Source organism: Cohnella abietis (assembly GCF_004295585.1).
Taxonomy (GTDB): Bacteria; Bacillota; Bacilli; order Paenibacillales; family Paenibacillaceae; genus Cohnella; species Cohnella abietis.
In genome coordinates, this window is the sequence record NZ_AP019400.1 from 1,257,456 (window position 1) to 1,282,123 (window position 24,668).

24 protein-coding genes are annotated in these 24,668 nt (G+C 45.2%); 13 read left to right on the forward strand and 11 right to left on the reverse strand.

Annotated elements, in window-relative coordinates; all coding sequences use genetic code 11:
* Positions 1–258: 258 nt before the first annotated feature.
* On the reverse strand, positions 259–1,635 hold the full coding sequence (locus tag KCTCHS21_RS05015) for an ABC transporter substrate-binding protein (protein ID WP_130605534.1): 1,377 nt from the start codon (positions 1,633–1,635) through the stop codon (positions 259–261).
* A gap of 164 nt (positions 1,636–1,799) precedes the next feature.
* Here KCTCHS21_RS05015 and KCTCHS21_RS05020 point away from each other — a divergent pair, with 164 nt between their 5' ends.
* Positions 1,800–2,627 carry an AraC family transcriptional regulator gene (locus KCTCHS21_RS05020; protein WP_130605536.1) on the forward strand — a complete coding sequence of 276 codons (828 nt, stop codon included), beginning with the start codon at positions 1,800–1,802 and terminating at the stop codon, positions 2,625–2,627.
* A gap of 75 nt (positions 2,628–2,702) precedes the next feature.
* On the opposite strand, the gene KCTCHS21_RS05025 is transcribed toward KCTCHS21_RS05020, so the two are convergent.
* From KCTCHS21_RS05025 to KCTCHS21_RS05035, 3 genes are all read right to left on the reverse strand, one after another.
* Positions 2,703–4,202, reverse strand: coding sequence for a CehA/McbA family metallohydrolase domain-containing protein (locus KCTCHS21_RS05025; RefSeq protein WP_232058085.1), 1,500 nt, complete (start codon positions 4,200–4,202; stop codon positions 2,703–2,705).
* Positions 4,203–4,392: 190 nt separating this feature from the next.
* Positions 4,393–5,166, reverse strand: coding sequence for an IclR family transcriptional regulator (locus KCTCHS21_RS05030; protein WP_232058086.1), 774 nt, complete (start codon positions 5,164–5,166; stop codon positions 4,393–4,395).
* A 126-nt stretch (positions 5,167–5,292) separates the two neighbouring features.
* On the reverse strand, positions 5,293–6,228 hold the full coding sequence (locus KCTCHS21_RS05035; RefSeq protein WP_130605538.1) for an AraC family transcriptional regulator: 936 nt from the start codon (positions 6,226–6,228) through the stop codon (positions 5,293–5,295).
* Between the two features lie 180 nt (positions 6,229–6,408).
* Between KCTCHS21_RS05035 and KCTCHS21_RS05040 the strand changes: the two genes are divergently transcribed.
* On the forward strand, positions 6,409–7,140 hold the full coding sequence (locus KCTCHS21_RS05040) for a ThuA domain-containing protein (RefSeq protein ID WP_130605540.1): 732 nt from the start codon (positions 6,409–6,411) through the stop codon (positions 7,138–7,140).
* Position 7,141: 1 nt separating this feature from the next.
* A complete protein-coding gene (locus KCTCHS21_RS05045; protein ID WP_130605542.1) occupies positions 7,142–8,176 on the forward strand; it encodes a Gfo/Idh/MocA family protein in 1,035 nt (344 codons plus the stop codon).
* 85 nt (positions 8,177–8,261) lie between these two features.
* Here the strand turns inward: KCTCHS21_RS05045 and KCTCHS21_RS05050 are convergent, their stop codons facing one another.
* Together KCTCHS21_RS05050 and KCTCHS21_RS05055 are read right to left on the reverse strand one after the other, a co-directional pair.
* Positions 8,262–9,887: a response regulator transcription factor gene (locus KCTCHS21_RS05050; protein ID WP_130605544.1), complete on the reverse strand. Its 1,626-nt coding sequence runs from the start codon at positions 9,885–9,887 to the stop codon at positions 8,262–8,264.
* Positions 9,888–9,893: 6 nt separating this feature from the next.
* Positions 9,894–11,681: a sensor histidine kinase gene (locus tag KCTCHS21_RS05055; RefSeq protein WP_162309276.1), complete on the reverse strand. Its 1,788-nt coding sequence runs from the start codon at positions 11,679–11,681 to the stop codon at positions 9,894–9,896.
* A gap of 280 nt (positions 11,682–11,961) precedes the next feature.
* On the opposite strand from KCTCHS21_RS05055, the gene KCTCHS21_RS05060 reads away from it, so the two are divergent.
* The 3 genes from KCTCHS21_RS05060 (at position 11,962) to KCTCHS21_RS05070 (ending at position 15,229) form a co-directional block, all read left to right on the forward strand.
* Positions 11,962–13,377 (forward strand): ABC transporter substrate-binding protein, encoded by a 1,416-nt coding sequence (locus tag KCTCHS21_RS05060; protein ID WP_130605548.1) that lies wholly within the window; start codon positions 11,962–11,964, stop codon positions 13,375–13,377.
* Positions 13,378–13,458: 81 nt separating this feature from the next.
* Positions 13,459–14,343 carry a carbohydrate ABC transporter permease gene (locus tag KCTCHS21_RS05065; RefSeq protein ID WP_130605550.1) on the forward strand — a complete coding sequence of 295 codons (885 nt, stop codon included), beginning with the start codon at positions 13,459–13,461 and terminating at the stop codon, positions 14,341–14,343.
* Entirely contained in the window at positions 14,333–15,229 is an 897-nt protein-coding gene (locus tag KCTCHS21_RS05070) for a carbohydrate ABC transporter permease (RefSeq protein ID WP_232058087.1), read from the forward strand. The genes KCTCHS21_RS05065 and KCTCHS21_RS05070 overlap by 11 nt, the downstream gene beginning before the upstream one ends.
* A 131-nt stretch (positions 15,230–15,360) precedes the next feature.
* On the opposite strand, the gene KCTCHS21_RS05075 is transcribed toward KCTCHS21_RS05070, so the two are convergent.
* The gene (locus tag KCTCHS21_RS05075; protein ID WP_130605552.1) at positions 15,361–16,239 is read right to left on the reverse strand and encodes an AraC family transcriptional regulator; all 879 of its coding nucleotides are present in this window, start codon (positions 16,237–16,239) and stop codon (positions 15,361–15,363) included.
* A 28-nt stretch (positions 16,240–16,267) separates the two neighbouring features.
* Positions 16,268–17,038: a TIM barrel protein gene (locus tag KCTCHS21_RS05080; protein WP_130605554.1), complete on the reverse strand. Its 771-nt coding sequence runs from the start codon at positions 17,036–17,038 to the stop codon at positions 16,268–16,270.
* A 179-nt stretch (positions 17,039–17,217) separates the two neighbouring features.
* Here KCTCHS21_RS05080 and KCTCHS21_RS05085 point away from each other — a divergent pair, with 179 nt between their 5' ends.
* Both KCTCHS21_RS05085 and KCTCHS21_RS05090 read left to right on the forward strand, forming a co-directional pair.
* Positions 17,218–17,775, forward strand: coding sequence for an NUDIX hydrolase (locus tag KCTCHS21_RS05085; protein ID WP_130605556.1), 558 nt, complete (start codon positions 17,218–17,220; stop codon positions 17,773–17,775).
* Between the two features lie 48 nt (positions 17,776–17,823).
* Positions 17,824–18,756, forward strand: coding sequence for an NHL repeat-containing protein (locus KCTCHS21_RS05090; protein WP_130605558.1), 933 nt, complete (start codon positions 17,824–17,826; stop codon positions 18,754–18,756).
* A 90-nt stretch (positions 18,757–18,846) separates the two neighbouring features.
* Here KCTCHS21_RS05090 and KCTCHS21_RS05095 read toward each other — a convergent pair whose 3' ends face one another.
* The 3 genes from KCTCHS21_RS05095 to KCTCHS21_RS05105 all read right to left on the reverse strand — a co-directional run bounded on the left by KCTCHS21_RS05095 (position 18,847) and on the right by KCTCHS21_RS05105 (position 21,025).
* Positions 18,847–19,644 (reverse strand): sulfotransferase family 2 domain-containing protein, encoded by a 798-nt coding sequence (locus tag KCTCHS21_RS05095; RefSeq protein WP_130605560.1) that lies wholly within the window; start codon positions 19,642–19,644, stop codon positions 18,847–18,849.
* Complete coding sequence (cysC, locus tag KCTCHS21_RS05100; RefSeq protein WP_130605562.1) at positions 19,622–20,158, reverse strand: adenylyl-sulfate kinase; 537 nt, start codon at positions 20,156–20,158, stop codon at positions 19,622–19,624. Before cysC ends, KCTCHS21_RS05095 begins: the two co-directional genes overlap by 23 nt.
* 156 nt (positions 20,159–20,314) lie before the next feature.
* Complete coding sequence (locus tag KCTCHS21_RS05105; RefSeq protein ID WP_130605564.1) at positions 20,315–21,025, reverse strand: RNA polymerase sigma factor; 711 nt, start codon at positions 21,023–21,025, stop codon at positions 20,315–20,317.
* Positions 21,026–21,287: 262 nt separating this feature from the next.
* On the opposite strand from KCTCHS21_RS05105, the gene clpP reads away from it, so the two are divergent.
* From clpP to KCTCHS21_RS05130, 5 genes are all read left to right on the forward strand, one after another.
* On the forward strand, positions 21,288–21,887 hold the full coding sequence (gene clpP, locus KCTCHS21_RS05110; RefSeq protein ID WP_130605565.1) for an ATP-dependent Clp endopeptidase proteolytic subunit ClpP: 600 nt from the start codon (positions 21,288–21,290) through the stop codon (positions 21,885–21,887).
* Positions 21,888–22,075: 188 nt separating this feature from the next.
* Complete coding sequence (locus tag KCTCHS21_RS05115) at positions 22,076–23,074, forward strand: ABC transporter permease (protein ID WP_130605567.1); 999 nt, start codon at positions 22,076–22,078, stop codon at positions 23,072–23,074.
* On the forward strand, positions 23,068–23,874 hold the full coding sequence (locus KCTCHS21_RS05120; protein ID WP_130605569.1) for an ABC transporter ATP-binding protein: 807 nt from the start codon (positions 23,068–23,070) through the stop codon (positions 23,872–23,874). The genes KCTCHS21_RS05115 and KCTCHS21_RS05120 overlap by 7 nt, the downstream gene beginning before the upstream one ends.
* A 20-nt stretch (positions 23,875–23,894) precedes the next feature.
* On the forward strand, positions 23,895–24,305 hold the full coding sequence (locus tag KCTCHS21_RS05125) for a FixH family protein (protein WP_130605571.1): 411 nt from the start codon (positions 23,895–23,897) through the stop codon (positions 24,303–24,305).
* Between the two features lie 25 nt (positions 24,306–24,330).
* Complete coding sequence (locus KCTCHS21_RS05130; protein ID WP_130605573.1) at positions 24,331–24,660, forward strand: hypothetical protein; 330 nt, start codon at positions 24,331–24,333, stop codon at positions 24,658–24,660.
* Positions 24,661–24,668 lie beyond the last annotated feature (8 nt).

The following is a 24,668-nucleotide window of genomic DNA, read 5'->3' on the forward strand; positions in this document are numbered from 1 at the left end:
GAGGAAGAGAATTTTCGTCTAGCTAAGTAGCCCTCAGTGCGTTAAACGTGAGAGGAAGAGAATTTTCGTCTAGCTAAGTAGCCCTCAGTGCGTTAAACGTGAGTGGAAGAGAGTTTTCGACTAGCTAAGTAGCCCTCAGTGCGTTAAATGTGAGTGGAAGAGTGTTTGCGGCTAGCTTAGTTGCTATCGTCGGCTAAACCTCTCCATTGTAAAGTAAAAGAAGCTGCCCTTAGGGGGCAGCTCCTTTTTCACAACAATTTACTTCTTAGTAGCTAATTCCATTTCGATTGCTTTGTTGAGCTCTACCTCTGCTGACTTCAGGGCTGCTGCGGAATCTAGTTGACCAGCGATGACCTTATCAAACTCAGCGGCTAGAATGGCAGTGGCGTTCAAAGTAATCAAAGGATGAATGGCAGGCTTAGGTGCGAACTTATTGTAGTAGATTGCGGCTGTGTGCTTGCCTTTAAGCTTTTCTACATCTTCACCGTATGCTTTGCGAACATCTTCGTTAAGTAGTGTAGTCGATCTACCTTGCTTGGCTGCTGCCAGTTGTGCTTCATCGGATAACAGCTCGTTTACGGCCTTCAGCGCTGCTTCCTTATTTTTAGTTGTTTCAGTGATATAGATCATTTGCGGATGGTCTTGATAACCAACACCATTATTGTCGGCAAACGTTGGAGCGGCAACCATATCCCAATTTAGAGCATCAAAGCCTTCGCGATTGATAGAGGATGAGAGAGAAATCAGCATGGCGATGTTTTTCTGCTCATAGAACTTGTTAAGCTCTAATCCCGGATTGCCAGCTTCAAAGCCTACACTGTTACCAGGGATTTTGTAAAATCTCGCATAGTTATCGAAGATGCGTTTCCAGCTTTCATTATTGACGGCTGCCTTACCGGTTGCTGCATCAATGATAGGAAGAGAGAACTCATTATTCTGTAATGTGAATGAGAAGAAGTTGCTCAGACCACGGTAGGCAACGCCATCCTTCTTGCCAGTTACTTTCTTGGCAAGATCATAGAGCTCATCCCAAGTCATACCGTCTTTCGGATAGTCTACCTTGAATTTATCAAAGATGTCCTTGTTGTAGAAGAGTACTATAGGATTTCCAGTCTCCTGTAGACCGTAAATTTTACCATCTGAATAGTTTTTCGCAGTTTGAATGGCGCTAGGATCGAATCTGCTTAGGTCGACATTACCAGCGTTAATCAGGTCAGTCAGATCGGTTTGGAGATTAAAGCCTAGTAATACACGTAAGTCAGCCTCAGATGCTCCATAATGAATGTCCGGTGTGATGCCCGATTTTTCCTTCAAGTCCGGAATGTTCAGAATACAAGAGCAGTGATACGTCAGATTGAAGTCGGGATACTTACCCTTCACCCATGAGGCAATACGAGCATCGAATGCATCCTCTGGAATTGAACCGAAGACCGTCAACTCAACTGGCTCTGGAGATGGCGTAGGCTCAGGTGTTGCAGCTGGCGTTTCAGATGCTGTTGGAGAAGGGGAAACGCTTTCAGATTCTGTTGGACTAGATGATGGAGCTGATTCTTTCTTGCTGCATGCTGATAATACAGCAGTTAACAGCAGCATAGATACGAGAAGCAGGGTGAAAATACGAGACTTGTTGTTCATTCATGTAACCTCCCTGAGATTCTGTTAAAAGGCTTATATAGTAATTAGCCGTTTCTTCAATATTGCAGAAAAATTAAGGTTCGGTATATGGAATATAGTTTGATTATAATGGATAAATAGTTAAAAAATGATTTTATGTTTGTGAAACCCGAGGAGGTATTCCAATGTATGAGTTTTTTGACCGGTTTTATCCGCATATTTTGGACGTGCAGCACGGTAAGCTTGAGCATTGGGAAACACAGGGCACCCAGCTATACAAGAAGTCTACGGGTAAGCTTTGCTTGCTTTATGTTTATGAGGGCCAAGGCATAATGGAGCTAGATGGACAGCCATACTCCCTTGCAGGAGGCAGTATTGCACAAATTCCTGTTCGGCGTAAGCTGATTATCCGCAATTCTCCTCCGGGACCTCTTCGATACTTTATGATTCAATACGATTTTAAGCTGATCAAGTGGCAAGGAGCATTGACTCGATGTGAGGAGCCGGTCGAGAAATGCTTACCCTTCGAGCTGGTCGTCCCCATGATGGATCACAGAGGGCTACGTTCAGATATGCAGCTGCTCTATCGGATTTGGTCAGGGAAGAAGGAAGGCTTCTCGGGGCAAGCCAAGCTGTTGTTCTTTAACCTACTCCTGCGTATTAGCGAGCAGCTATATGAGCGAGAGAAGGACGATTCGGCAGAACGGTCTATTATGGATTGCGTTAACTATATCAACAACCATTATCAAGAATCGCTGGAACGCGGACTATTGGCTCGTAAGGTGTCCCTATCCAGAAGCTATTTCTCCGTGCTGTTCAAGAAGTATGTCGGGTGCTCTCCGGTACAGTATATAACGAGAGTAAGGCTGGACAAAGCGATGCAATTGCTCAGGGGAAGCAATAAGTCAGTATCGGTTGTTGCCCTTGAGGTAGGCTATCATGATCCGCTATACTTCAGTCGGGTATTCGCCCGTGAGGTTGGTGTAACCCCCCGAGCCTACCGGGAAGCTTGATGTGATCAAGGGGTAGCCAGCCCTAACTCTTTTTAGATATGTGATTAGTGGCTAACGAATCGTATAGTGCTTATACTATTTATGCTTGGCCTCAATAAAGATAGGATTGGAGTAAAACCATAGATCGTGCCAAGGGTCCTCGCCTTTAGCATCCTCCTCCGGTTCCAATTCGTCCGTATTAGTGCCGCGTACTCGGATGTAGCTGTTGCTCTTAATGTCCTTCAAAGTATAGGTAATGGTGAAATAATCATCGTCTTGGGACCAGGTGCGTTCATCAAATCTTTCAACAACCTTAGAAGTAGGGCTGCTCGCTGTAGTTGGATCAGCAGCCTTGCCGGTTATTTCTCCTATAATAAGATCTACGCGTTTAACTTGGGGATTGGCTCCATTGGCATTGTTGGACAGCGGGTCGCGAAACCGGATAGTTACCGTAACGTCGGCCCCTTTGCCTGTCAGGTTCAACGTACCTCCGATTGATGCCGGTTTGGCAAGCTTCTTGAAGCTTAGCCAGGAGGATTTGACCTCACGTGCCGTAACGTCCAGCTCAGTAATAAGATCGCCGGTTACCGTGAAGATAGCCCCGTTGCGTAGCTGATCTATTACATCCTTGTAGTCCTCATGAGCCTTTACGTAAGTTTTCGAGTATTCTCCTGGCCAGAAATCAATGTTCCCTTCGGTATAATGGGTGTGGGAGTCTGAAGTGGCCGTCATCCACCAGCGCCTGCCCTCACTGAGCAGAGAATCCCATAGACCTCCTACTATGGCAACAGCAGGATCGTAGCCGCCTCTAGTTTTCGTATAGTGATAAGCGCCCCGGACACCCTTCGTGCTCTGTGAGCTGTCTTCCTGCAGAGATGCTGCTTGATGTCCTGGAGCGCCTTCGAAGCCGATCATGACACCGGGAGCCGTATCGTTCCAGCTGCGCATCTCCTTGGGAGTGTCTTGCCCCCAAGCTCCTAATTTAGGAGCTGTGCGAGAAGGATGGTTTTTGATGACAATGGGAGGCTCAGGTAGCGCTTTCATATATTCGAGAGCGGCAATCATCTTCTCCTCTGTATCTCCTGCCTTATCCTCTGGCCAAGGATCTAGCTTGGAAAACCTGCTCTCGATATCAAATAACGTTTGAGCTTCCTCGTTCGACTTTGGAATAATTAGCGTGGAGTGATCGGCTTGTGGCGTATCGAACTCCATACCGTAGAACAGAAGCATATTCGGAAAAGCTGCCCGTGTCTCAACGAGTTTAGGATAAGCCTGATCTCGGTTGACGATAGAATGGAGCGGACCGCCATGATCAGTAGTAACCAGCCATTTGAGACCAAATTTCTGTGCATTCTCTACGTGAAGACTGAGCGGATACGTACCATCACCCGTAGCAATGAAGGCAGGAGGATCTAGCTTCGTATCATAGCCCCCGCTAAATTCCGTATGTACATGGTGATCGCCTGCGAGCCATTTACGCCCATCGTCGGGGCTGTCCATAGGTTGGGAGCAAGAGGCCAATGACACGGAGAAAATCGCTATCGCTGTTGCTAACATGCCTATTGAATTACTCTTCATTGTAACAAAATGCTTCATCCTCTAACCTCCTAGTTGGTATTCATTTATTTTAACAGGATGGTTTTTTGAGTCAATAAAATAAATTTTCATATAAGAATAAAATTATGTATAATATTGTCGATAAAAGTAGGAAAAAGTAGAATACCCAGAAGACCCTAAAAGCACGAAAAAACCGTCAAAAGCACTGACGGTTTTCTTCATAAAGCTATTAATTTTGATGACCGTATACTTTGTTGCTTAATTCCTCGCAGGCGCGCTTGATCCAGTCGTGCACATTGCCCCATACTTCTCCTGTAATACGAACAACTGGGATCGATATGCTCACAGATGCGACCGCGCGTCCATCCGAATCAAGAACAGCTCCACCCACACAATGCACACCATCGACAGTTTCGCCCATGTTGTAGCCGAAGCCTTGCGTACGCACTTTATTCAATTCCTTGAGCAAATCGGAGAACGTGGAAATTGTCTTATCTGTTACTCTCTCTAGCTCTTCAGTCGGATAGAGTGCACGAAGCTCCTCCATTGAAAGATCGGCCAGCAGTACCTTTCCAGCAGCTGTAGCATGTAAAGGCAAGGTAGTTCCAACATTAGGGTTGAAACGAAGCGCATGCTTGCTTACCTTTTCCCCGATATAGAGCAGCTCGCTTCCGGCTTTAATAGCCAAGCTGATCGTCTCGTTGAGATCATCAATGATTTTCTCTGCAATCATATTGAATTCACCAGTTAAGCTGGAGCTGCGCATATACCCTGAACGAATCGTGAACAGCTTGTAGCCCATTCGAAATTGCTTGCCGGAACGGTCAGTTTCCAGATATCCTCGGTTTAGCATGTTTTGCAAAATTAAATAAGTACTGCTCGGGGGCATGTTCAAGCCCTTGGAAATTTCAGTCAGGTTATAGGATTCCTTCTCGCCAGTAAAAAGCTCAAAAATATCCAATACCCGATCCGCCGATTTAACTTTTGGCGTTTGTTGGCTCATTCCGATAACACCCTTCACAGAAAATGATTCATAAATATGAAATATACATAAATTTTACCTCACTACAGGCGACTTGTCGATACATATATAATTCCCGATTCGGAGGAACAATAACGAAAGCCTTCATTAAACGGAATTTGCTAATGGCTCCTTTAAACGATCCTTAAATTGCTTCGGAGAGCAATCATTGTAACGACGGAACATGTCATAGAAATGACCCAGATTGGAAATACCTACAGACTCAGCAACCTCTGCTATGCTCACATCGTTCGTGAGCAGCTGCTGCTCGGCTTTTTTGATTCGTTTATAGACAACAAAGTCGGTGAATGACATTCCGAGTGCTTTTTTGAAGGTTTTGATAAAGTGGGTATAACTCATATTAACCATACTGCATACCTCTGCGATGGATAGCTTCTCACTTAAGTGTTCATCTACATAATCAACAGCAGGCTGAAGTCTGTTAAGCAACCGATTGTCATTATAATTTAATCGCATTTGCGTATCATGACGGAGCAGAAGCAATAGCAAGCTCTTAATTCTGGACGAGACGGCAAGCTCGTAGCCGATCTGATTGTCATTCATCTCTCGGTAAATATCCCGAATGAGCACAGCAGCTTGATTACGTACGTCTCGATTTTCTCTAAAGATATAATTGAGAGAGCTAAGTGGTCGAATAACTTCAGAGAAATGCTGCATGCTATTTAGCGAGCTCGGATCCCAGTATTTACGTAGATCGATCTGCAGAACCATTTGACTCAAATTTCCGACTTTAGTCTGTACCGTTGTGTGTGGCTCAGAAGAGCCGAACAAGCCGATTTCGCCTTTGCTCAGTACAAGAACCTCTTCCTTGCAGAAAGCTGTCAGCTCTCCCTTAAGCACAAGAAGAAACTCGATCTCTTCGTGATAATGCCAGCCCGTATAACGTTTATGCTTCCAAGCTTCCTGCTCCACGCTTATTCGAATTCCCTCCGGGGTGCTCTGCTTGGAGTCGATCTGCCATATGCGCACGGCAAGAAAGGGGTTCTGATAGACGACTTGTTCATGACGCATCTCAGGATACATGCTTAAGCTCCTTGTATGTTGAAATAAGAAACAGGATCGCGTAACAATACTTTAACACAAACGCCAATAATGATATAGATAATGACAGAATACCGTAAAAAATAGATCAAATAGGCAATCGATTGAAGTGAATTCCTGGGCTAGAATGGAGAAGGAAATCGACACTAAGGAGAGTTAACAATGAGCCAATCAATTAATGTTACGGTTTGGAATGAACACCGTCATGAGAAAGTAAATGAAGTAGTAGCTTCCGTCTATCCACAAGGAATGCATACAGCAATTGCCGAAGGGTTGGACACTACAGGTAAAATTACGATAGCAACCTTGGATGATGAGGAGCATGGCTTATCTGAAGAGGTGCTTAACAATACCGATGTTCTTATCTGGTGGGGCCATATGGCACATGATGAGGTTCAGGATGAGATCGTGGAGAGAGTTCAACAACGTGTACTCAAGGGTATGGGGCTTATCGTGCTTCATTCCGGTCATTTTTCAAAAATATTCAAGAAGCTAATGGGAACCTCATGTGATCTGAAATGGCGCGAGGCAGATGAGAAGGAACGTATTTGGGTCGTTAACCCAGCTCATCCAATTGCGGACGGTATCGGTGAATATATCGAGCTTCCACAGGAAGAGATGTACGGCGAGCATTTTGATATCCCGCAACCAGACGAGCTAGTTATGGTTAGCTGGTTCGAGGGTGGAGAAGTATTCCGTAGCGGCTGCTGCTTTACTCGTGGTTCCGGTAAAATTTTCTACTTCCGTCCGGGGCATGAGACTTACCCGACTTATTATAATCCGCAGGTTCGCAAAGTTATTTCTAATGCAGTAAAGTGGGCAGCTCCAGTTGACCGCGAGTATCCGAAATATGGCAATGCCCAACCACTTGAGATCATTAAGGAGAAACACTAATATGCTAAAAGTTGGAGTAATCGGCACAGGCGGTATTTTTAAGTTTGCACATTTACCTGGATGGCTTTCGCACAAAGAGGTTGAAATCGTGGCGTTTTGTGATGCCTTTCGTGCCTCTGCTGAAGCAGCGGCAAAGGATTTTCCTGATGCAAAGGTTTATGACGATTATAATGAGCTGTTAGCGGATCCATCTATTGATATTGTTGGCATCGGCACTCCGAATCTGTACCATTCCGAAATCGCTATTGCGGCTTTAGAGAAGGGGAAACACGTCTTCTGCGAAAAGCCAGATGCCATTAACCCTGAAGAGGCACAGAAGATGGCAGACGTAGCTAAGTCATCGGGTAAGCTGCTTATGACGATGCGTAACAACAGATTTAGTGAAGAAGCAAAATTCGCTAAGCGTATCATTGGTCAAGGTCAGTTAGGTGACTTGTATATGGGGCGTTGCGGCTGGATTCGTCGTCGGGGAATTCCTGGACGCGGCGGCTGGTTCACGACGAAGGAGCTATCCGGAGGCGGACCGCTTATCGATCTTGGCGTACACATGATCGATATGGCGATATGGTTAAGTGGAAATCCGAAGCCTGTATCGGTAACGGGAACAACGTACCGCAAGTTCGCTGATCGTCCTGATGCTTCAGGTCAGATTCCTGCGGGTACGTTTGACGTTGAGGATTTGGCTGCAGGGTTCATCCGCTTCGACAATGGAGCATCGCTGCAAATTGAATTCAGCTGGGCTTCTAACATTGCTGAGGAGCAGAAGTTCCTGGAGTGGAGAGGGACAGAAGGCGGATTTAGCTTAATTAATGATAAGCTATCCATCTTCACAGAATCAGAAGGTACTTTAATTGATCAGAAGCCGCAATTCCCAGAAGCGAGTGTAGCTCAGCATACGGCTAATATTCATCATTTTATTGAATGCGTGCTTGGTCGTGAGACACCAATCATTACACCGGAGCATGGCGTTGATATGATTAAAATACTGTCTGCCATCTACAAATCGGCCGAAACGGGTCGGGAAGTCATTCTTTAATCTAAGCATTCCAACCTATATAACAGTAAACAGGCTATCTTCGGGTCATTTTAGACCTGAGAGATAGCCTGTTTGCTATAGCTAATTATCGCTGGGAATGCTCTCTACGATATTGTGATGGCAGTATACCTGTCCATTTCTTGAAGGTTTTCGTGAAATGCGCCTCGTCGAAATAACCAACCTCTTTAGCCACCGTCTGGATTTTGCAATCAGCTGACTGTAGCAATGCCTTTGCTTTTTCAATACGGAACTGATGTACATAATCGAGAAAATTAATTCCAAGCTCCTGCTTAAACAAAGTGGACAGGTAGGTGCTGGAGACGAATAATGCTTTGGAAACACTAGCTAAGGACAGGCCTGGCATCGCATTCTGCTCCGCGATGAGGTCTAGTGCTTGTTGGACCTTGCGCTTAGGCGTCTTGTGCGGATTAAGGGATTGCACAAGCTGGCGAATAAAACGATAGACAAAGCTTGCCAGCTCCTCAAGGGTCTCTGTCCGGTTAATGCCTTCCTCTAGATGATCCCATCCACGGAGGGGATCAGGAGAATGGGACGGCTCCAGCTCTAATTGCGCCATCTGATTAAGGAAGGACAATGTGCGTGCATTGACCTGACTTCGTGAGGGGGCATCCGTTTCTTGCAGCGTGATGAGCCACTGCTCCGTATCGTTTAACGCTTCAGCGTATAGGCCGGAGCGCAGATGCTCTAACGTCGATTGCTCCAGCTTCCATAGTGCCGCGTCACCTCCGGCATTTGAGGTGCGCTCCTCCAGATCTCGATAGAAATACGTGCTGCCTGTTCCCCTATAGAATCGTAGTTCAAGCGCTTCGATAGCTTCCCGATAGCCTTCACAAAGGTCGTTAATGCTCGGCTGGGATTGACTAATACCGATGCTTACAGACACTCGAAGGTATTCGTCCAGATTGGCGTTAAGACGGGCAAGCCCCTCCATCAGTTTAGGCTCACACCATTCAAGTAGCCCGTTAATGACGACAACGATATCACCCTGCTCCTTCACTACCTCGACTGGCTGGCGCAGTGTATGCTCAAGCGTTTCCCGCACAATGTTGGCAGCCGCAAAGCCAAGCAGCTCTGTGTCGTTCCGGTTGTAATGCAGCTTCTCAATGGTGCAGCCATCCATTCGAATGACTAGCGTTAAGATATGCTCTGATGAAATAGACAAGCCGGCCTGCTTCATCTGCTCTTGTCTGTCATCCGTTACTTGCGCAGGAGAATGCAGCCATTGGCGAATGAGCTGTGATTTAACGAGTGGCAGGCTCGTATGCAGACGTTGCTGTAGTCCCCTCAACAGATCATTCTGCTGCTGCTTCTCGGCTAACCGGGTAGCGATCTTCTCGAATACAGACCGAATTTCCCGTGGAGAGCAAGGTTTAATTAAGAAGTCAGACACACCCAACCGCAGAGCCTGTTGTGCGTACTCGAAATCCCCATAGCCCGACAACACCACACAAGCGATATCCCAGCCGCGCTCTCGAATTTCCGTAATTAATTGTAGGCCGTCCATCAACGGCATACGAATATCCGTTAGCAGCAAATCTATCGTTTCATGCTCAAGCAGGCGGAGTGCAGCCAAGCCGTTCTCAGCCTCTCCACATATTCTGATGCCGAGCGATTCCCAGTCGATTAATGTTCGTAAGCCTTCGAGGGTCGTTCTTTCATCCTCTACAATTACCATGCTTAGCATAGGCATCCTTCATCACCTCTTTGTAAAGGGTAAAATTAGAATTACACGCGTTCCCGAATCAACGACGCTCTCTATGCTCATAGACGCTTGATCACCATAGTGCAAACGAATTCGATTGCGGATATTAAGCAGAGCGAAGTTGTCTCCCATTAAGGAGTCGTTCCCTTCTTGCACAAGGTCCTTCAGCTTCGCGAGCTGAAGAGGGGGGATGCCTGCCCCGTTGTCCGTTACTTCAATAATGACTTGTTCCCCATTCAGGTAAGCTTGAACATGAATGAATCCCGTGTCGTCTGCAATTGACTCTATACCGTGTACAACAGCATTTTCCACTAGCGGCTGGATGAGCAGTTTTGGCAGAGTGAATTCTTTAAGTGCTGGGGCCGTATCCAATTCATAGGCCAGCTTATTCGGGTAACGCATTTTCTGTAGGAACAAATAATGATTAACCAACTGCAGCTCTTGGTCCAATGCAATAATATCCTTGCCATGGCTGAGGCTGATTTTGAAAATTTCGGACAAGGAGTAGATCATCTCGGCTACGGCCTGATCTCCATTCCTTTGAGCAGACCATGCGATCGTATTCAGCGTGTTATATAGAAAATGTGGATTAATCTGAGATTGAAGAACTTTAATCTCAGCTTCCTTTTGCTTTAACTCGAACGTATACACATCGTCGATGAGCTCGCGAATTCGTCGCACCATCGTATTGTATCCGACTCCGAATTGACCGATCTCATCGTGTGTTGTCAATTGCACCTGCTGAGAGAAATCACCCTTCTGGAACTTTTTCATAGAAATGAGTATTTTCTTGATAGGCTTCAGAATAACGCCTGCAACGGACCATGAGACGAATAATCCTAGCAGGATGGTGAGAAGTGCGATTGCGATTGTGAGCCATTGGATGCGATTCAATTGATTTAATAGCTTGCTGCGGGGCTGGACAACCAACACATGCCATCCGGTTAAGGAAGAGTTGATATGAGCTGACACCCACTTGGAGGAATCAATGGCACCTGATATATTATCGAGACTTTCAACGGGATTCGCAAAATAAGGCAAATCAGCTACAGAGTAGCCAATCCACTTTCCAGTGCTGTCGGATAAGATCGTACCATCGATTCCAATGACTGCGATTTCCAAATCGTTCGTACCTGTGGCATAGGATTTGCGAAAGTCTTTTTCATCCATGCCTAGAATAATAATCCCTTCGGGATTGTAGGTCATATCGCTTTTTAACACTTTGGTTAAAAGGATTTTGTTCATGTTGTCACCGTAGAACATACTCTTGGTCCGCCCAGGCACTTCCACGTTCCATGACTCAATCCGAGGGTCCTTCACAATCCGATCATAGTCGAACTTTTCCTGGTAATCCTTAAACGGTATCGCTGCCGAAAGACCTTTATTATTGAATTGGATTAAATCAAAATGAGGCGAATACAGGGTAAGAAATCGGAAATAAGGACGAGTAACCATTAAGCGGCTAATGGAATCAATGATGTCCTTTTTTACATACCCGCCACTTTCAACATCTTGGGTAAGCAGTGCTTGAATTTCCGGCGTCAGAAACAAGTAATTGGAAATATCGATTGCATCTTGAGCAATGTAGTTGAGATGATCGATCGCCTGTTTGGCTGTGCTTGTTTGTTCATTTTTCATTTTGACAACGATGTCGCTTGCCGCGATTCGGTAGGAATAATAACCCGTTACTGCAATGGTAAAAACAATGAGAGGGACGAACCACAAATTTATTTTACTTCGAACAGGCATATTTAAGTACATTTGGCGTGGGCTTCTTATCACAGTCATTCCTCATCTAATAGAAGATAGAAATAAATTCATCTTTTCAACTATAGCAAACAATGAGACAGTTAGGAGCAGGACCACAAAATTTTACAATAAAACATGAAAAATGAACAAGAGTTAAATCTGGGATGCGGGAAAAAGGTACTCAGACGAGAGGTATTATGCTAGTAGGTTAAGAAATATACAAAAGCTTCTTAAGAATGCGGCGTTACCTGCATAAGTCATTCGGATTTATACTGAAGACGTCGACAAAACAAAAAATGAGGTGGGGTTAAAAATGAAAGTCTTTAACAGAAAAAGGTTAAGCATAGGCTTGATCGCTTTGATTACTGCGGCAAGCTTATCGGCTTGCGGAAGCAACAATAATAACAATGGGGGTTCATCTAGTCCGTCTGTAGAGCCGTCCCCTAGTGTAGCCGCATCACCCGACGCTTCTCCTTCCGCTTCTCCTCCTGCAGCAGAACCAATTACTTTAACATTTTTCACGAATAACTCTGACCGCACTGTTGGGCAAGGTAAGATGGAGCAGCAGCTAATCGAGCAGTATATGAATGAAAATAAAAATATTACGATCAACATCGAAACATTGTCTCCAGATCCGCAGTACCAAGATAAAATCAAAGTATACAACGCTTCGAACAAGCTTCCTGACATTATTAGCTCTTGGGGAAATACAAGCTTTCTACAGCCATTGATTAAAAACGGTGCACTCGCTGAAATCAATCGTGATGATCTGAAGGACATGGGCTTCATTGATGCTGCTCTTGATGGCTTCAGTTCTGGTGGCAAGCTGTATGGTCTGCCAAGAAACTCGGACTTCTTCGTCATTTACTACAATAAGAAAATATTCGCTGACAACGGCATTGAAGTGCCAAAGACAGAGGCTGAAATTACGAAAGCCTTCGCTACATTAAAAGCGAAAAAAATCATTCCTCTAGCATTCGATGGGCGTGAGGCTTGGGTATCCGGAATTTGGTTTGACGCTACACTTCAGCGTGCTTCCGGCACATGGGAAACTTCCCATAAGGCTATGGATGGTACAGGTAGCTTCGACGATCCAGCTACAATTGCAGCCGCAGCATCCATGCAAAGATGGATAGATGCCGGAGCTTTCGGCACAGGCTTCTTGAACCAAGATGGCAGTGTAGCGCGTAACATGTTCGGTCAAGGTAAAGCTGCAATGTACATGATGGGCGAGTGGGATATGGGTATGGCGACAGATGAGAACTTCCCAGAAGAAGTTCGTAGCAACATGGGTGCTTTCTCCATCCCGGCTATCGAAGGCGGTAAAGGAAGCGCAAGTGATCTGACTGCATGGTTCGGCGGCGGATATTCGGTATCCAACAGCTCCGCGCACAAAGAAGAAGCGATTGCTTTCTTGAAGTGGATGTTTAAGCCTGACAACTGGGCTAAGGGCGTATGGCAGAACGGAATTACTTTCCCTGCACAGAAATACGACAGCTTCATGACTGGTAATGAAACGCCTGTTCAGAAAGATCTAAGTAATATCTTTAACCAAGCAACTTCTTATAGTGGTACAGTAGCCCAGGATAAATTCACATCGGTTACACAAAAAATCTATTACGATTCCCTGCAGCAGCTTGAAGCTAAGAAGCTAACTCCAGAAGCTTTCACTAAGGTTATTGCAGATGCGGCAGCGAAATCCGTAAAAGAAGCAGCAACAGAAAAATAATCAAATTTGACTTATGAAACTAATGGGACGGTGGATCTTTTGAATCCCCCGCCCCATGCTGTTTCAGATAGGATGATGATCATGCATAAAATCATGAGCGACCGAAGAACGATTTTCTTTCTTATTGCACCGGGAATGCTTCTGTTTGCAATGATGATTTTTATTCCTATATTGGTCAGCTTCTACTATAGTTTGACGAACTGGGATGGAGTCGGCGGATATGAATTTATCGGCTTCGGTAATTACAAAGAAATATTCAGTCACGACTCTGTTTTTGGCTATTCTCTGTTAAACTCTGTATTGCTCGGCCTTGGCCTCGTCCTTATTCAGCATCCATTCTCCATTATTATTGCGATGTTAATTCAGTATTGCGGCCGCTGGGAGAAGTTCCTTCAGGTATGTATTTTTATTCCGGCTATTATTTCGACCTTCGTAACGACAAAGCTATGGTCGAGTATTTTCGATACTCAATTTGGATTACTCAATCAGGTGCTCGATATTCTGCGGCTTTCCGATTGGAAGCAGGATTGGCTGGGTGACTCCACCTGGGCCATTATTTGTATTATCTTTGTATGTATGTGGCAAGGCTTCGGCTATGCATTCCTGTTGTATTATGCGGGAATCAAGGGTGTGCCTAAGGATTTGTATGAGGCAGCTATGCTGGATGGTGCTTCGCCAATACAACTGAATACGAGAATTGTTTTACCGTTGCTGGCTCCTGTCTTAAGAGTTAACATCGTGCTCGCTGTAGTTGCCGCTTTCAAGCAAATGGAAACCGTATATTTATTAACATCCGGCGGTCCGGCTAATAGCACCCAATTTCTATCTACCTATCTTTATTCTAAAGCGTTTCGGGAGAGCGTCTACGGTTACGGAAATGCCATTTCGGTACTTCTCGTCGTCATTTGTTTGATCGTTACGGTTATCCTAAACCGCTCCATGAGAAGGGAAGTAGGTGAATACTAAGATGGCGGTCCCAATGATTCGTAAAGAAAGCAAGAGGGAAAATGCAGTTCCCGGCATGAAGCTGTCTGGTGTCGTTAGAGTAATTTTTGTCGTATTCATGCTCTTATTAGTCGCTGTTGAACTGTTCCCACTCGTATGGCTGTTCGATTTCTCTTTATTGAAAAGCGGAGATTTCTTTGGCTCTGATATTTTGAAGTGGCCAAATCCGGCCAAATGGGACAACTATTCAAACGCATTTAAGAACGCGCATATTCCGCTGTTGTTCTGGAACAGCTTGTTTGTTTGTACGATCTCTATTGTGCTAATTGTTATTTTTTCGGTTGCTATGGGCTATGCCCTTACCCGAATGCAGTGGAAGCTGAGGAAGCCTGTTCTTGCGCTCATTATGGCGGGGATGATTATTCCGATTTACTCGACGCTGCTGCCCAATTTCATCGTGTTTAATGAGATTGGTATGTTGAATACTTATCTTGCGTTGATTTTACCTTACGTTGCATTTCAAATTCCTATTAGCATGTACATTGTGTCGGGATTCATGGAAACTATTCCGAAGGCACTTGAAGAAGCGGCCATTATGGATGGGATGAATGTGCCCGGCTTAATATTCAGAATCATTCTACCTATTCTGAAGCCTGCAATTGCTACGATCGCGGTTCTGTCGTTCCTGAGCTGCTGGAATGAATTTATTATGGCGGTTACGTACATCGATAAATCCTCTTTACGGACATTACCGTTCGCCGTCGTATATTTCATGGGGCAGTATTCCTCGAATTACGGTGCGCAATTTGCTGTTCTTGCGATGATCTCCATTCCATCGATTCTCATTTATCTGTTATTTACGGATCAGATCAATCGTGGAATCACGGCAGGTGCCGTGAAGGGGTAGTTGGTAGAGGTGGGGTGGAAATTAGCCATACATTATATGGTTAATGCTTCCAAGGTTGCTCGAATGCGAGGAATAGCCATACTTTCTATAGCTACAACCCCCGAATACTCCGAGCTACAGGTACTCGGTACTCACTGTGTATTTAACTGACGGTAGCGAGCGGGAGTCATACCCATTGCCTGCTTAAAAAGAAGATGGAATCGTTTAAGATCGTGGATACCAACCCGAGAGGAAATATCCGCGATAGTAAGGGAGCTTAACGAAGGATCGATAAGCAGCTGACAGCTGCGGTCGATCCTTTCTTTTTGCAATAGAGAGGTAAAAGAAAGCTGAGCTTTATCTAAAAGGTTACGCTGAAGCTGCCTCTCCCCGACACCGATATGTTGAGCCACGGTTGCTAGGGTTTGCTTCTCATGCAAATGATCTCGAACAAAACGATATACAGAATCTATGCGTTCCGCAATGAGATTCCCTTTATTTATTTCCGGAGTCATTGCCCGTTCCATGACGATCAGTAGCTGAAGGAGCAGCCCGGACAGCATCGTTTCGTACCCCGTCCTTTTGTGCTCAAACTCCATATACAAAGACTCGAACAAACGACCGAACTCACCAGACTTCTCTCGCATTTGTAACCAGCGGTCTGTCTCAGCATTCATGCCGCGAAAGCTATATAATCCATATTGTTCAGGTAAGATTGACGTCAGAAAGTGAAAGATTTTCTCGTCGAAAATGCAGTTTCCGATAATAAGAGGCTCTTTTGGCTTGTTGGAGGAGGGGCGAAAAATATGAGAAACGCCAAGGGGAAGGAAAAATAGGTCCCCTTGCGTAACACGAATGGTCTGATCCTCAATGTAATGAAATCCGCTACCCGCCCATACGTAACATATTTCAATGAAATCATGCTCGTGCTCCGGCAGGTCGAAATCTTCACTAACCCGATTTACATATAAGGAGAACCCGTCAGCAAAAAATTGCTCACCTTTTTCCATTAATAAATTTGGTTTCCCCATATTCCCGCCCCTCTCTCAACAAGACTAATTAAGCATTTACTTGCGTGATAACCTCGTTCTTAAATTGCTGAATCGCCAAATCCGTGTCGATCGTAAAGCCGCATTCCAAGCCTATGAAGCCGGAAAAGCCAGTGTTTTTGATGGCACGGAGTATGTTGACGTAATTTAGCTCGCCGGTTCCCGGTTGATAACGTCCTGGGTTGTCCGCGATGTGATAATGGTTAATTCGATCAATGTATCCGGTTGCATTTCGAATGACATTGCCTTCTGTAATTTGCTGATGATAAACATCGAATACGATTTTAACGTTCGGGCTATCTACCTGATCAATAACATCGATGGATTCGTCCGAGCGCTGAAGGAAGTGACCCTGATGATCGACAAGTCCGTTTAGCGGTTCTACTTCTAACACAATGCCAGCTTCTTCAAATAAAGGAGCGCAACGCTTGAGCGTCTCAACCATTGCTTGCCGTTGTTTATCGCGCGGGATGCCCTCCAGAACGTTACCGGTCTGGCTAATGACGGAGCGAATATTTAAGGCTTTGCATGCTTCGATTGTCTGGCGCACACCTTCGAGATAGGAATCACGCAAGGTTTCGTCGACTAAGCTAATAAACTTGGTACAGGTTGCGTTAATACCAACTCCAATACGCTCCTGCTCCCTTGCTGTCTTCTTCAGATCTTGCAGCTCCCACCAAGCGTAGTATTCAAGTCCATGGAAACCATGCTCTTTAACCTTTTCTAAGTGATAAATTTCATCTTTACCAGAATAAGCACCGATGCAAAGTGAATATTTCATAGGTAATTCCTCCTCTTGTTCTAGGTAAAATGTTAAAGCTGTAAGCTTGTCAGAGAGAGCCAATTCATTATACCTCCAATGGTAACGGGATGGGGATGAAATTTGCTCTTCCGTTTTGTTTATTTTCTGAAATAATAGAGGAGTAAACGTTCTAACAACATTCGAAGCAGGTGACCTCCTTGGAAATGAAATTTTGTTCGTCTTGCGGCCATGGATTAGAAGACCGTGATATTGATGGTACGATTAGAAGGGCTTGTACGCAGTGCAGCTTTGTTCATTGGGGCAGCTATAGCATCGGGGTAGGAGCACTTGTTGTAAAGGACGATAAGGTGCTGCTCGTGCGAAGAGCGCAAGAGCCAGGCAAAGGTAAATGGACGAACCCAGGTGGCTACATCGAGCAGCTGGAGCCAATCGAAGAGACAATTAGAAGGGAAGTTCTAGAGGAGAGCGGAATCGAAGCCGTTGTCCGTAGCATCGTGGCTTTACGTGATCTGCCGAAAAGTATTCATAATCTATATGTGGCTTTTTCCATGGATTATGTAAGCGGAGAACCGACCCCGGACGGCTTTGAGGTAGATGCCGCTGGTTTCTATAGTCTAGAAGAGATGGCGGAAATGAATGTTGCCACATTTACGCAGTGGCTTGTGGACGTCGCTCTGCGTGGACAGTCAGAGGGTTTAACCTTCGATACTAATCCGATTATTCCTCTTGATGGGTATGGATTGTTTCGAGTATAGAGGGCGGAATGTAGTATTGCAGAGCATATACGAGGGGACGTTTATAAAATGACAGCGAAAACACAACTGAGAATGGGTAACGGAAGCTATGATTATGAGGTTGTTGCGCAGTGGGGGAACATTCCCGATACGCATTCCCTTGGCTACACGCATGGGATTGTCACAGATGAAGCGAATAATGTATACGTTTTCCATACGGGAACGCCTTCTATTTTCAAATTCGATAGTGAGGGGAACTTTCTGAGTGCATTTGGAGAGCAAATCGGAGAAGGTGCGCATGGGTTCTATCTCCATAAAGAGCTGACAGGTGAATACTTATACACGACAGATACTTCCAAAGGGCAGATGCTAAAGTTAACGTTGGAAGGAAAAGAGGTATTGGCGCTAGGTGTTCCCCCTCTACAGAATGTGTATGATAGCGATCGTAGATATGTACCTACAGATGTTGCTGTTGCGCCTAACGGAGATATTTATATTTCGGACGGATACGGACAAAGCTGGATTCACGTCTACAACGCGGAAGGGGAGTACAAGAAATCTTGGGGCGGTAAGGGTGAAGAGCCGGGCTTGCTCAATTGTCCACATGGCATATCTGTTGATCTGCGCAGCGGCGAGCCTGAAATTTATGTTGCAGACCGGGGAAACCATCGCATACAAGTATTCACGCTCGAAGGTGAGCTTAAGAGAATTATTGATAAGGATATGGACCAGCCTTGCAGCTTTTTCTTCTTCGAGGGGAAAATGTACATTCCGGACTTGAACAGCCGAGTTTCGATATACGATCAGAATGATCGGCTTTGTGCTCATTTGGGAGAAGATCAGCAAGCTTATAAGACAGAAGGCTGGCCGAACCTAGCGAAATCCTACTACCGAGCGGATAGATTCAGCTCGCCGCACGGTTTATGCGTGGATTCGAAAGGGAATGTCTATGTAGCCGAATGGATTCACGATGGAAGATTAACCAAGCTTCGTCCAATATAGGAGTTTTAATGGCGACAGTCCCGGAGGTGTTAAGCTTATCGGGACTGTTGTTATTTGGCGGATAGGAGTCAGCGGAAACTGAATTAGCTTTCATGTTAATGCTCCTGTGAGCTTGAATTGTTGAATAAGCTCCTTCTCATGAGGAGGCAACGATCTGATGCTTTTTAGAAGACGTTTTTTCGCAAAGGCGTATACTTGGATATCATGAGAAACCAATGCCTCGATTTGTTTAATGACTTTAGGGGCTAACCCCTCTCGCGTCGGGCGATTAGGTGTTACATTCACAGAGTAAACCTGAAGCGGACCCCATCCGTACCTTTTTTTCAGCATATAGACCGACTCGTGGAACATTTCGGTTATTCCAACAATGGGATAGAAGGAATTAATTTGTTGCTTGGCTTTCTTTACAGATACAGACGAACTCCCTAGAATGCTTGCGGTTTGATAATCACGGAAAAACATTCCTACCACTTCCTCCGGTAAATCAAAGAAGTCTTCGATAGACAGGCTTAAAGCATGGCCATATAGCCAATGACTAGGCTGCCGGGCAATGTAATAGTAGTAGGATAGGATGGCTTCTACAGGATCACGCATCATTGTTGCGTATTCAAATGGTAGAACAGATGAGTGATGGAGACCGAACCAATAATGACCGAAAATACACGCCAGCCCATGATCCGGCTGCGCCAGAATAGTATCCCAGATAGTAGTGTCTGGATCCGCAACTACACCAAGCTGACAGCCATATACCTGATGCAAAATCTGATACATGCTCGATCCTGCCGTTTTAGGAATGTGGATATAGAAAAGAGTCGGTTGTATCGATTTATGGCTACCGCTCCCCATTGTAATCACATCCTTCCTTTTAGATAACGTGCTCACAGCCATTCTGCTCTTTCAGTAATTTAATAACTTTACAGGCACACTCTTCAGCTGTTTCTTGATTCGTTTTCACTATTAAATCGGGAGAAGTTGGTTCGTCGAAGCGATCAGATATTCCTGTAAACATCGGAATTTGCCCATTTATCGCTTTCTCATATAAGCCTTTTACATCTCGCTCTATGCAATTTTCAATTGGACAATCGACATACACCTCAACATACGAAGTAAGCTTCGTCCGACAATACTCTCTCATTTCCTTATAGGGAGTAATTAACGGAGCCAATACAATAAGCCCATTGCGCGCAAGAAGGTCCGCAACATAAACCGTTCGCCGGATATGTGTCATCCTATCCTCGTAAGTAAACCCTAAATCCGAGCTAAGCCATTTTCTAAGCTCGTCTCCATCCAACACGGCAATGGGAATACCAGCCGCTCTTAGCTTGCTTTCAACCATAAGGCTAATTGTTGTTTTACCTGAACCAGATAAACCAACGAACCAGCATACGATTCCAGCTTTCATTAAAACTCACCCCTCTGAAACAGAGTATGTGAATGAGCCACATAACGTATGGACAATCCTACTATTGCTAATAAATTTGCGGCTTAGAAACAAAAAAAGCCCCCCACATAGCTTCTTAAGTTAGCTAGTGGAGAGCGGTGTTTGTAACCAATTAATCTATGCGGCCATTCGTATATCTGCATGCTTAGTCAACGGCAAACCAGCAAGCTTTCTGCTATGAAGGATTCCTATTGCCATACTCGGCTCTATTTCATTTCGTTGGACTAGCTCAATCAGCGCTGCGACATTCCCCGTCTGGTACGCTGCTGCAAGTATTCTCAGGAAGGTTTTCAATCCTTCATCCTCAGGTAAAGGAAGCCGCCCTTGCTCAATATCCTCCCTCACGAGATCAAGGGCTTTGCGCGCTCGGTGAAGGGCAGCTTTAACTCCACCTTCTGTCGCTTCAAGCATAGTGGCTGTCTCTGATATGGAATAGCCGAGCACATCTCTAAGCATGAAAACAGCCCGTTGCAGAGGAGACAACCGCTTAATTAAGGAATGAAAAGCCGCTTCGAGCTCGAAGGAGCCCTGCTCAGGAGATACGACTCTCGGCTGCTGCGCTTTGACAATCCGGGTCAAGGTCGCATTTCTTCGCGTATGATCAATCCACGTATTTTTTGCAATCCGTAACAAATAGGCTTCGAGGTTGTTATGATCAGCGCTTCTGGTCGTGCTGACTGCTTTTAACCATGTATCCTGAGCCAGATCCTCTGCATCCCAGTGAGATTCTGTCAGGGATAGGCAATAACGATTAAGTGCCGTTCGCAGCTGCTCCCAGTTTCCATTCCCTAGCTTAGGCAAGGAAAGCTGCTTGTCGATCAAGGTCATTCGGCATTTCTCCTTTGCTCAGATGATATCAATAGCAATTGCCACCCTCAAGTGACAGCTAAGCCGTATATAGACAGACCCTTGCATTAGCTAGTAAACGAATAAGCAGGACGAAAGGATACGCTAATTAACAAATTTAATTGTAAGGCAAACTTAATACCTATTATAGCGTGACCTGCGTATCTTTCGAACACATCCGTTCGTTTATTGAGGCAAGTGAAAACGATATACGATAAACGATAAGATACTGGAGGTAATGAAGATGAGCAGTTATGTTCCTTATGTAGTTGAGCAAACAAACCGTGGTGAAAGATCCTATGACATTTATTCCAGGCTCCTTAAGGATCGAATTATATTTTTAGGCTCTGCAATCGATGATCAGGTGGCCAACAGCATAATTGCCCAGCTGCTATTCCTGGCGGCAGAGGATCCGGAGAAGGAAATTAGCCTTTACATCAATTCACCGGGGGGCTCTACCTCGGCGGGATTTGCCATTTATGACACTATGCAGTTTATTAAACCGCAAGTTCACACGATTTGTATGGGGCTGGCTGCTTCCTTTGGTGCGATATTACTGTTGGCTGGAGCGAAAGGGAAGCGGTTCGCACTGCCGAACAGTGAGATTATGATTCACCAGCCGCACGGAGGAGCACAAGGGCAAGCGAGCGACATTGCGATAAGCGCCAAACGAATTTTGCAGGTCAGGGAGAAAACGAATCGTATTACATCCGAGCTTACGGGGCAGCCGATTGAGAGGGTTGAGAAGGATATGGATCGTGATTACTTCATGTCCGCCCAGGAAGCATTAGAATACGGGGTTATAGACAAGGTAATCACTTCGGCAAATATAGATTTGACTTGATAAAATTCATAATCTAGATACGTTATCCAGATGTTGACAGCCTGCTATTTCCGTGATAAAGTTGAGATTACAATACCGACTAAAGTGATCGGAATTCTATATTTAGTCTACCGGAACAACGGCGACCCCTACTCCCAACCAAGGAGAGGGGTCTTTTTAATTCCGGCTGACCAGGAGGGGTAACTCAATTGGAAATTGCAGAACGGATAGGCCTTCAGTCAAATACGAAAACAAGATTACCTTATTTCAGCTTATTCAGAATCGCTTTACCCGCATTAGCATTAATAACCGCGTTGCTGCTGCATACCCTTGTCCCGAACGTGCAGCCTGTCCTGTCTACGAGAGGCTTCACAATCGTGCTCTCCGTAATACTGCTATTATTTTTGACGTGGTTTGTAGCCTCTTTATTCCGTCCGGGAGTATTTAAGTCTCTACATTATTTTTCAAATATTACGACCTTTATTATCGCCTTAATTGTCGTATGGGAGCTTCTGACGCTTAAATCCGCGACATTGCCTCTTCCGTACTTTCCTTCCCCTGTCAAAATATTAGATGCACTAATCAACGACAGGCACAAGCTGCTCATCTGTGTCTTATATTCCTTGAGATTACTCGTAATCGGCTACTTAATTGGTGCTGTTTTTGGCTTGGCAACTGGCATTCTCATGGGATGGTATAAGCACTTTCAATATTGGGTTAATCCATTTTTGCGGTTTATTGGTCCTATTCCTGCCACTGCATGGATTCCCGTCGTTTTAATTATATTTCCAAGCAGCTTTACCGCTAGTATTTTCCTTATCGCATTGGGGACATGGTTCCCTGTTACTGTAATGACCTGGTCTGGTATTGCAGGAGTGAACAAGTCATTTTTCGAGGTGGCAAGAACACTTGGGGCCAAAGAGCGCTACCTTATTCTTCGAGTGGCAGTGCCTGCTGCTTTTCCGCTTATTTTTATCGGCTTGTTCATGGGGCTGGGAACCTCATTTGTAACTTTAATCGTTGCCGAAATGCTTGGTGTTAAAGCTGGGTTAGGGTTTTATATCACATGGGCACAGGGATGGGCGGAGTATTACAAAGTATATGCGGCCCTATTCATCATGGCAGTGCTTTTCTCCACGATTATTACGGTATTATTCAAAATTCGCGATCGCATCTTAATCTGGCAGAAAGGGTTGATCAAATGGTAGCTTCAGCTGTTAAGGAGGGCGGACAGATTTCGGTCAGTGGTGTTTCTCGAGTGTTCGAGGACCAAGGAAAGGGCGGTAGTCCAATTGTAGCTTTAAGCAAGGTTGATTTGGATATTGCTCCAGGAGAATTCGTATCCCTGATTGGTCCGAGCGGATGTGGTAAATCTACCTTACTACGCCTCATTGCTGGTATTGACACACCTACTTCCGGAGAGCTGCAGCTCGATGGTGAGGCTATTGTAGATGCTCATCCTAGCAGAGGGTTAGTTTTTCAGGACCCGACTTTATTTCCTTGGAAAAATATATGGAATAACGTGGCGACTGGGCCTGAGGCTCGTGGTGTTCTGAAGGAGCAGAAGGATGAAGTAAACAAATTTATTGAGCTTGTAGGGCTTAAAGGGTTCGAAAAGGCTTACCCCCACCAGCTCTCAGGCGGTATGGCACAACGTGCAGCGCTTGCTAGAGCACTAGTTAATCATCCTAAAGTGCTGCTGCTAGACGAGCCGCTCGGAGCCTTGGATGCTTTTACGAGGATGAACCTGCAGGAGGAAATTCTTCGGATCTGGCAGGAAAGAGGCACGACAATGGTATTCGTTACCCATGATATCGATGAAGCTGTTTATTTAAGCGATCGAGTCGTTATTATGACACCGAGACCGGCACAGATTAAAGAGGTTATTTCAATTGATCTGCCTCGTCCAAGAGTTCGCAATAGTACGTCATTCTTCGAGTACCGTTCGCGAATATTGGAGTCGCTGCAGCTAGTGCCGGAAATCGCACAGCCCGAATATTCCGTATAAAGAAAAGGGATGGGATCAGCATGCTAAAGAGAAGAAACGCTATTATCTTGCTTATGTTGCTATTGGTTACGGCTGCATTGCTAAGCGGCTGTGGGGGAGCAGGGAGCAGGGTGTCTGCAGCAGGAAACTCAGGGGAAGCTCTGAGTATAAGCTTCGCTACGACACCGGAAAAGCTGCTTTCTAGTGGAAGCTCAACCTTAAGCTTGGATATTAAGGAGAAGGATAAGGCCGTTGTTGGTGCTGCTGTTATTTTTGAGATTTGGCCGAAAGGGCAAGAGCAGCATGCGCAATTAAATGCAAAATCGGAAGGTAAAGGCCAGTATTATATTAAAGGGGAATTCTCGCAGTTAGGTGATTACTACTTGCTGGCCCATGTGACTACTGCTGAAGGTGTGCATCAAATGAAAACCTTCGAGTTCAGCATCCAATAAGTAGCATAAGGAAAGGATGTTTCGAATGAAAATCATTCAAAAAGCTATTGTCACTGGATTGTTGCTAGTCGGGTTAGCTTTATGGGGCTCTGCCGTATCTGCAAGTAATACGCCTGTGCCCTCAGCTACAGCAGGAAGTGCGCTCCCCTCCTGTCATTACACACCGGAGGATGACGGTAAGCCTATTAAGATTGTGAAAACTTCAGCTGCAGCATCTACTGTAGTTCGTGTAGAGGAAGACTCTATTTCGGAGCTGAAATCTGGAGCTTGGCTTGCAGCTGGTATTGTATCTGTAGTTATCTTAGCTGGTGTCCTATTCATCTGGATTAACAGAAGACGTTCAAATAAGCTGTAGCAAAGAAA

Coding starts and splice junctions, on each gene's coding strand:
- KCTCHS21_RS05015 (WP_130605534.1), bottom strand. CDS start 1,635: ATGAACAACAAGTCTCGTATTTTCACCCTGCTTCTCGTATCTATGCTG.
- KCTCHS21_RS05090 (WP_130605558.1), top strand. CDS start 17,824: ATGACAGCGAAAACACAACTGAGAATGGGTAACGGAAGCTATGATTAT.
- KCTCHS21_RS05080 (WP_130605554.1), bottom strand. CDS start 17,038: ATGAAATATTCACTTTGCATCGGTGCTTATTCTGGTAAAGATGAAATT.
- KCTCHS21_RS05030 (WP_232058086.1), bottom strand. CDS start 5,166: ATGAGCCAACAAACGCCAAAAGTTAAATCGGCGGATCGGGTATTGGAT.
- KCTCHS21_RS05020 (WP_130605536.1), top strand. CDS start 1,800: ATGTATGAGTTTTTTGACCGGTTTTATCCGCATATTTTGGACGTGCAG.
- KCTCHS21_RS05120 (WP_130605569.1), top strand. CDS start 23,068: ATGGTAGCTTCAGCTGTTAAGGAGGGCGGACAGATTTCGGTCAGTGGT.
- KCTCHS21_RS05065 (WP_130605550.1), top strand. CDS start 13,459: ATGCATAAAATCATGAGCGACCGAAGAACGATTTTCTTTCTTATTGCA.
- KCTCHS21_RS05035 (WP_130605538.1), bottom strand. CDS start 6,228: ATGTATCCTGAGATGCGTCATGAACAAGTCGTCTATCAGAACCCCTTT.
- KCTCHS21_RS05095 (WP_130605560.1), bottom strand. CDS start 19,644: ATGGCTGTGAGCACGTTATCTAAAAGGAAGGATGTGATTACAATGGGG.
- KCTCHS21_RS05050 (WP_130605544.1), bottom strand. CDS start 9,887: ATGCCTATGCTAAGCATGGTAATTGTAGAGGATGAAAGAACGACCCTC.
- KCTCHS21_RS05105 (WP_130605564.1), bottom strand. CDS start 21,025: ATGACCTTGATCGACAAGCAGCTTTCCTTGCCTAAGCTAGGGAATGGA.
- KCTCHS21_RS05040 (WP_130605540.1), top strand. CDS start 6,409: ATGAGCCAATCAATTAATGTTACGGTTTGGAATGAACACCGTCATGAG.
- KCTCHS21_RS05125 (WP_130605571.1), top strand. CDS start 23,895: ATGCTAAAGAGAAGAAACGCTATTATCTTGCTTATGTTGCTATTGGTT.
- KCTCHS21_RS05045 (WP_130605542.1), top strand. CDS start 7,142: ATGCTAAAAGTTGGAGTAATCGGCACAGGCGGTATTTTTAAGTTTGCA.
- KCTCHS21_RS05075 (WP_130605552.1), bottom strand. CDS start 16,239: ATGGGGAAACCAAATTTATTAATGGAAAAAGGTGAGCAATTTTTTGCT.
- cysC (WP_130605562.1), bottom strand. CDS start 20,158: ATGAAAGCTGGAATCGTATGCTGGTTCGTTGGTTTATCTGGTTCAGGT.
- clpP (WP_130605565.1), top strand. CDS start 21,288: ATGAGCAGTTATGTTCCTTATGTAGTTGAGCAAACAAACCGTGGTGAA.
- KCTCHS21_RS05025 (WP_232058085.1), bottom strand. CDS start 4,202: ATGAAGCATTTTGTTACAATGAAGAGTAATTCAATAGGCATGTTAGCA.
- KCTCHS21_RS05130 (WP_130605573.1), top strand. CDS start 24,331: ATGAAAATCATTCAAAAAGCTATTGTCACTGGATTGTTGCTAGTCGGG.
- KCTCHS21_RS05060 (WP_130605548.1), top strand. CDS start 11,962: ATGAAAGTCTTTAACAGAAAAAGGTTAAGCATAGGCTTGATCGCTTTG.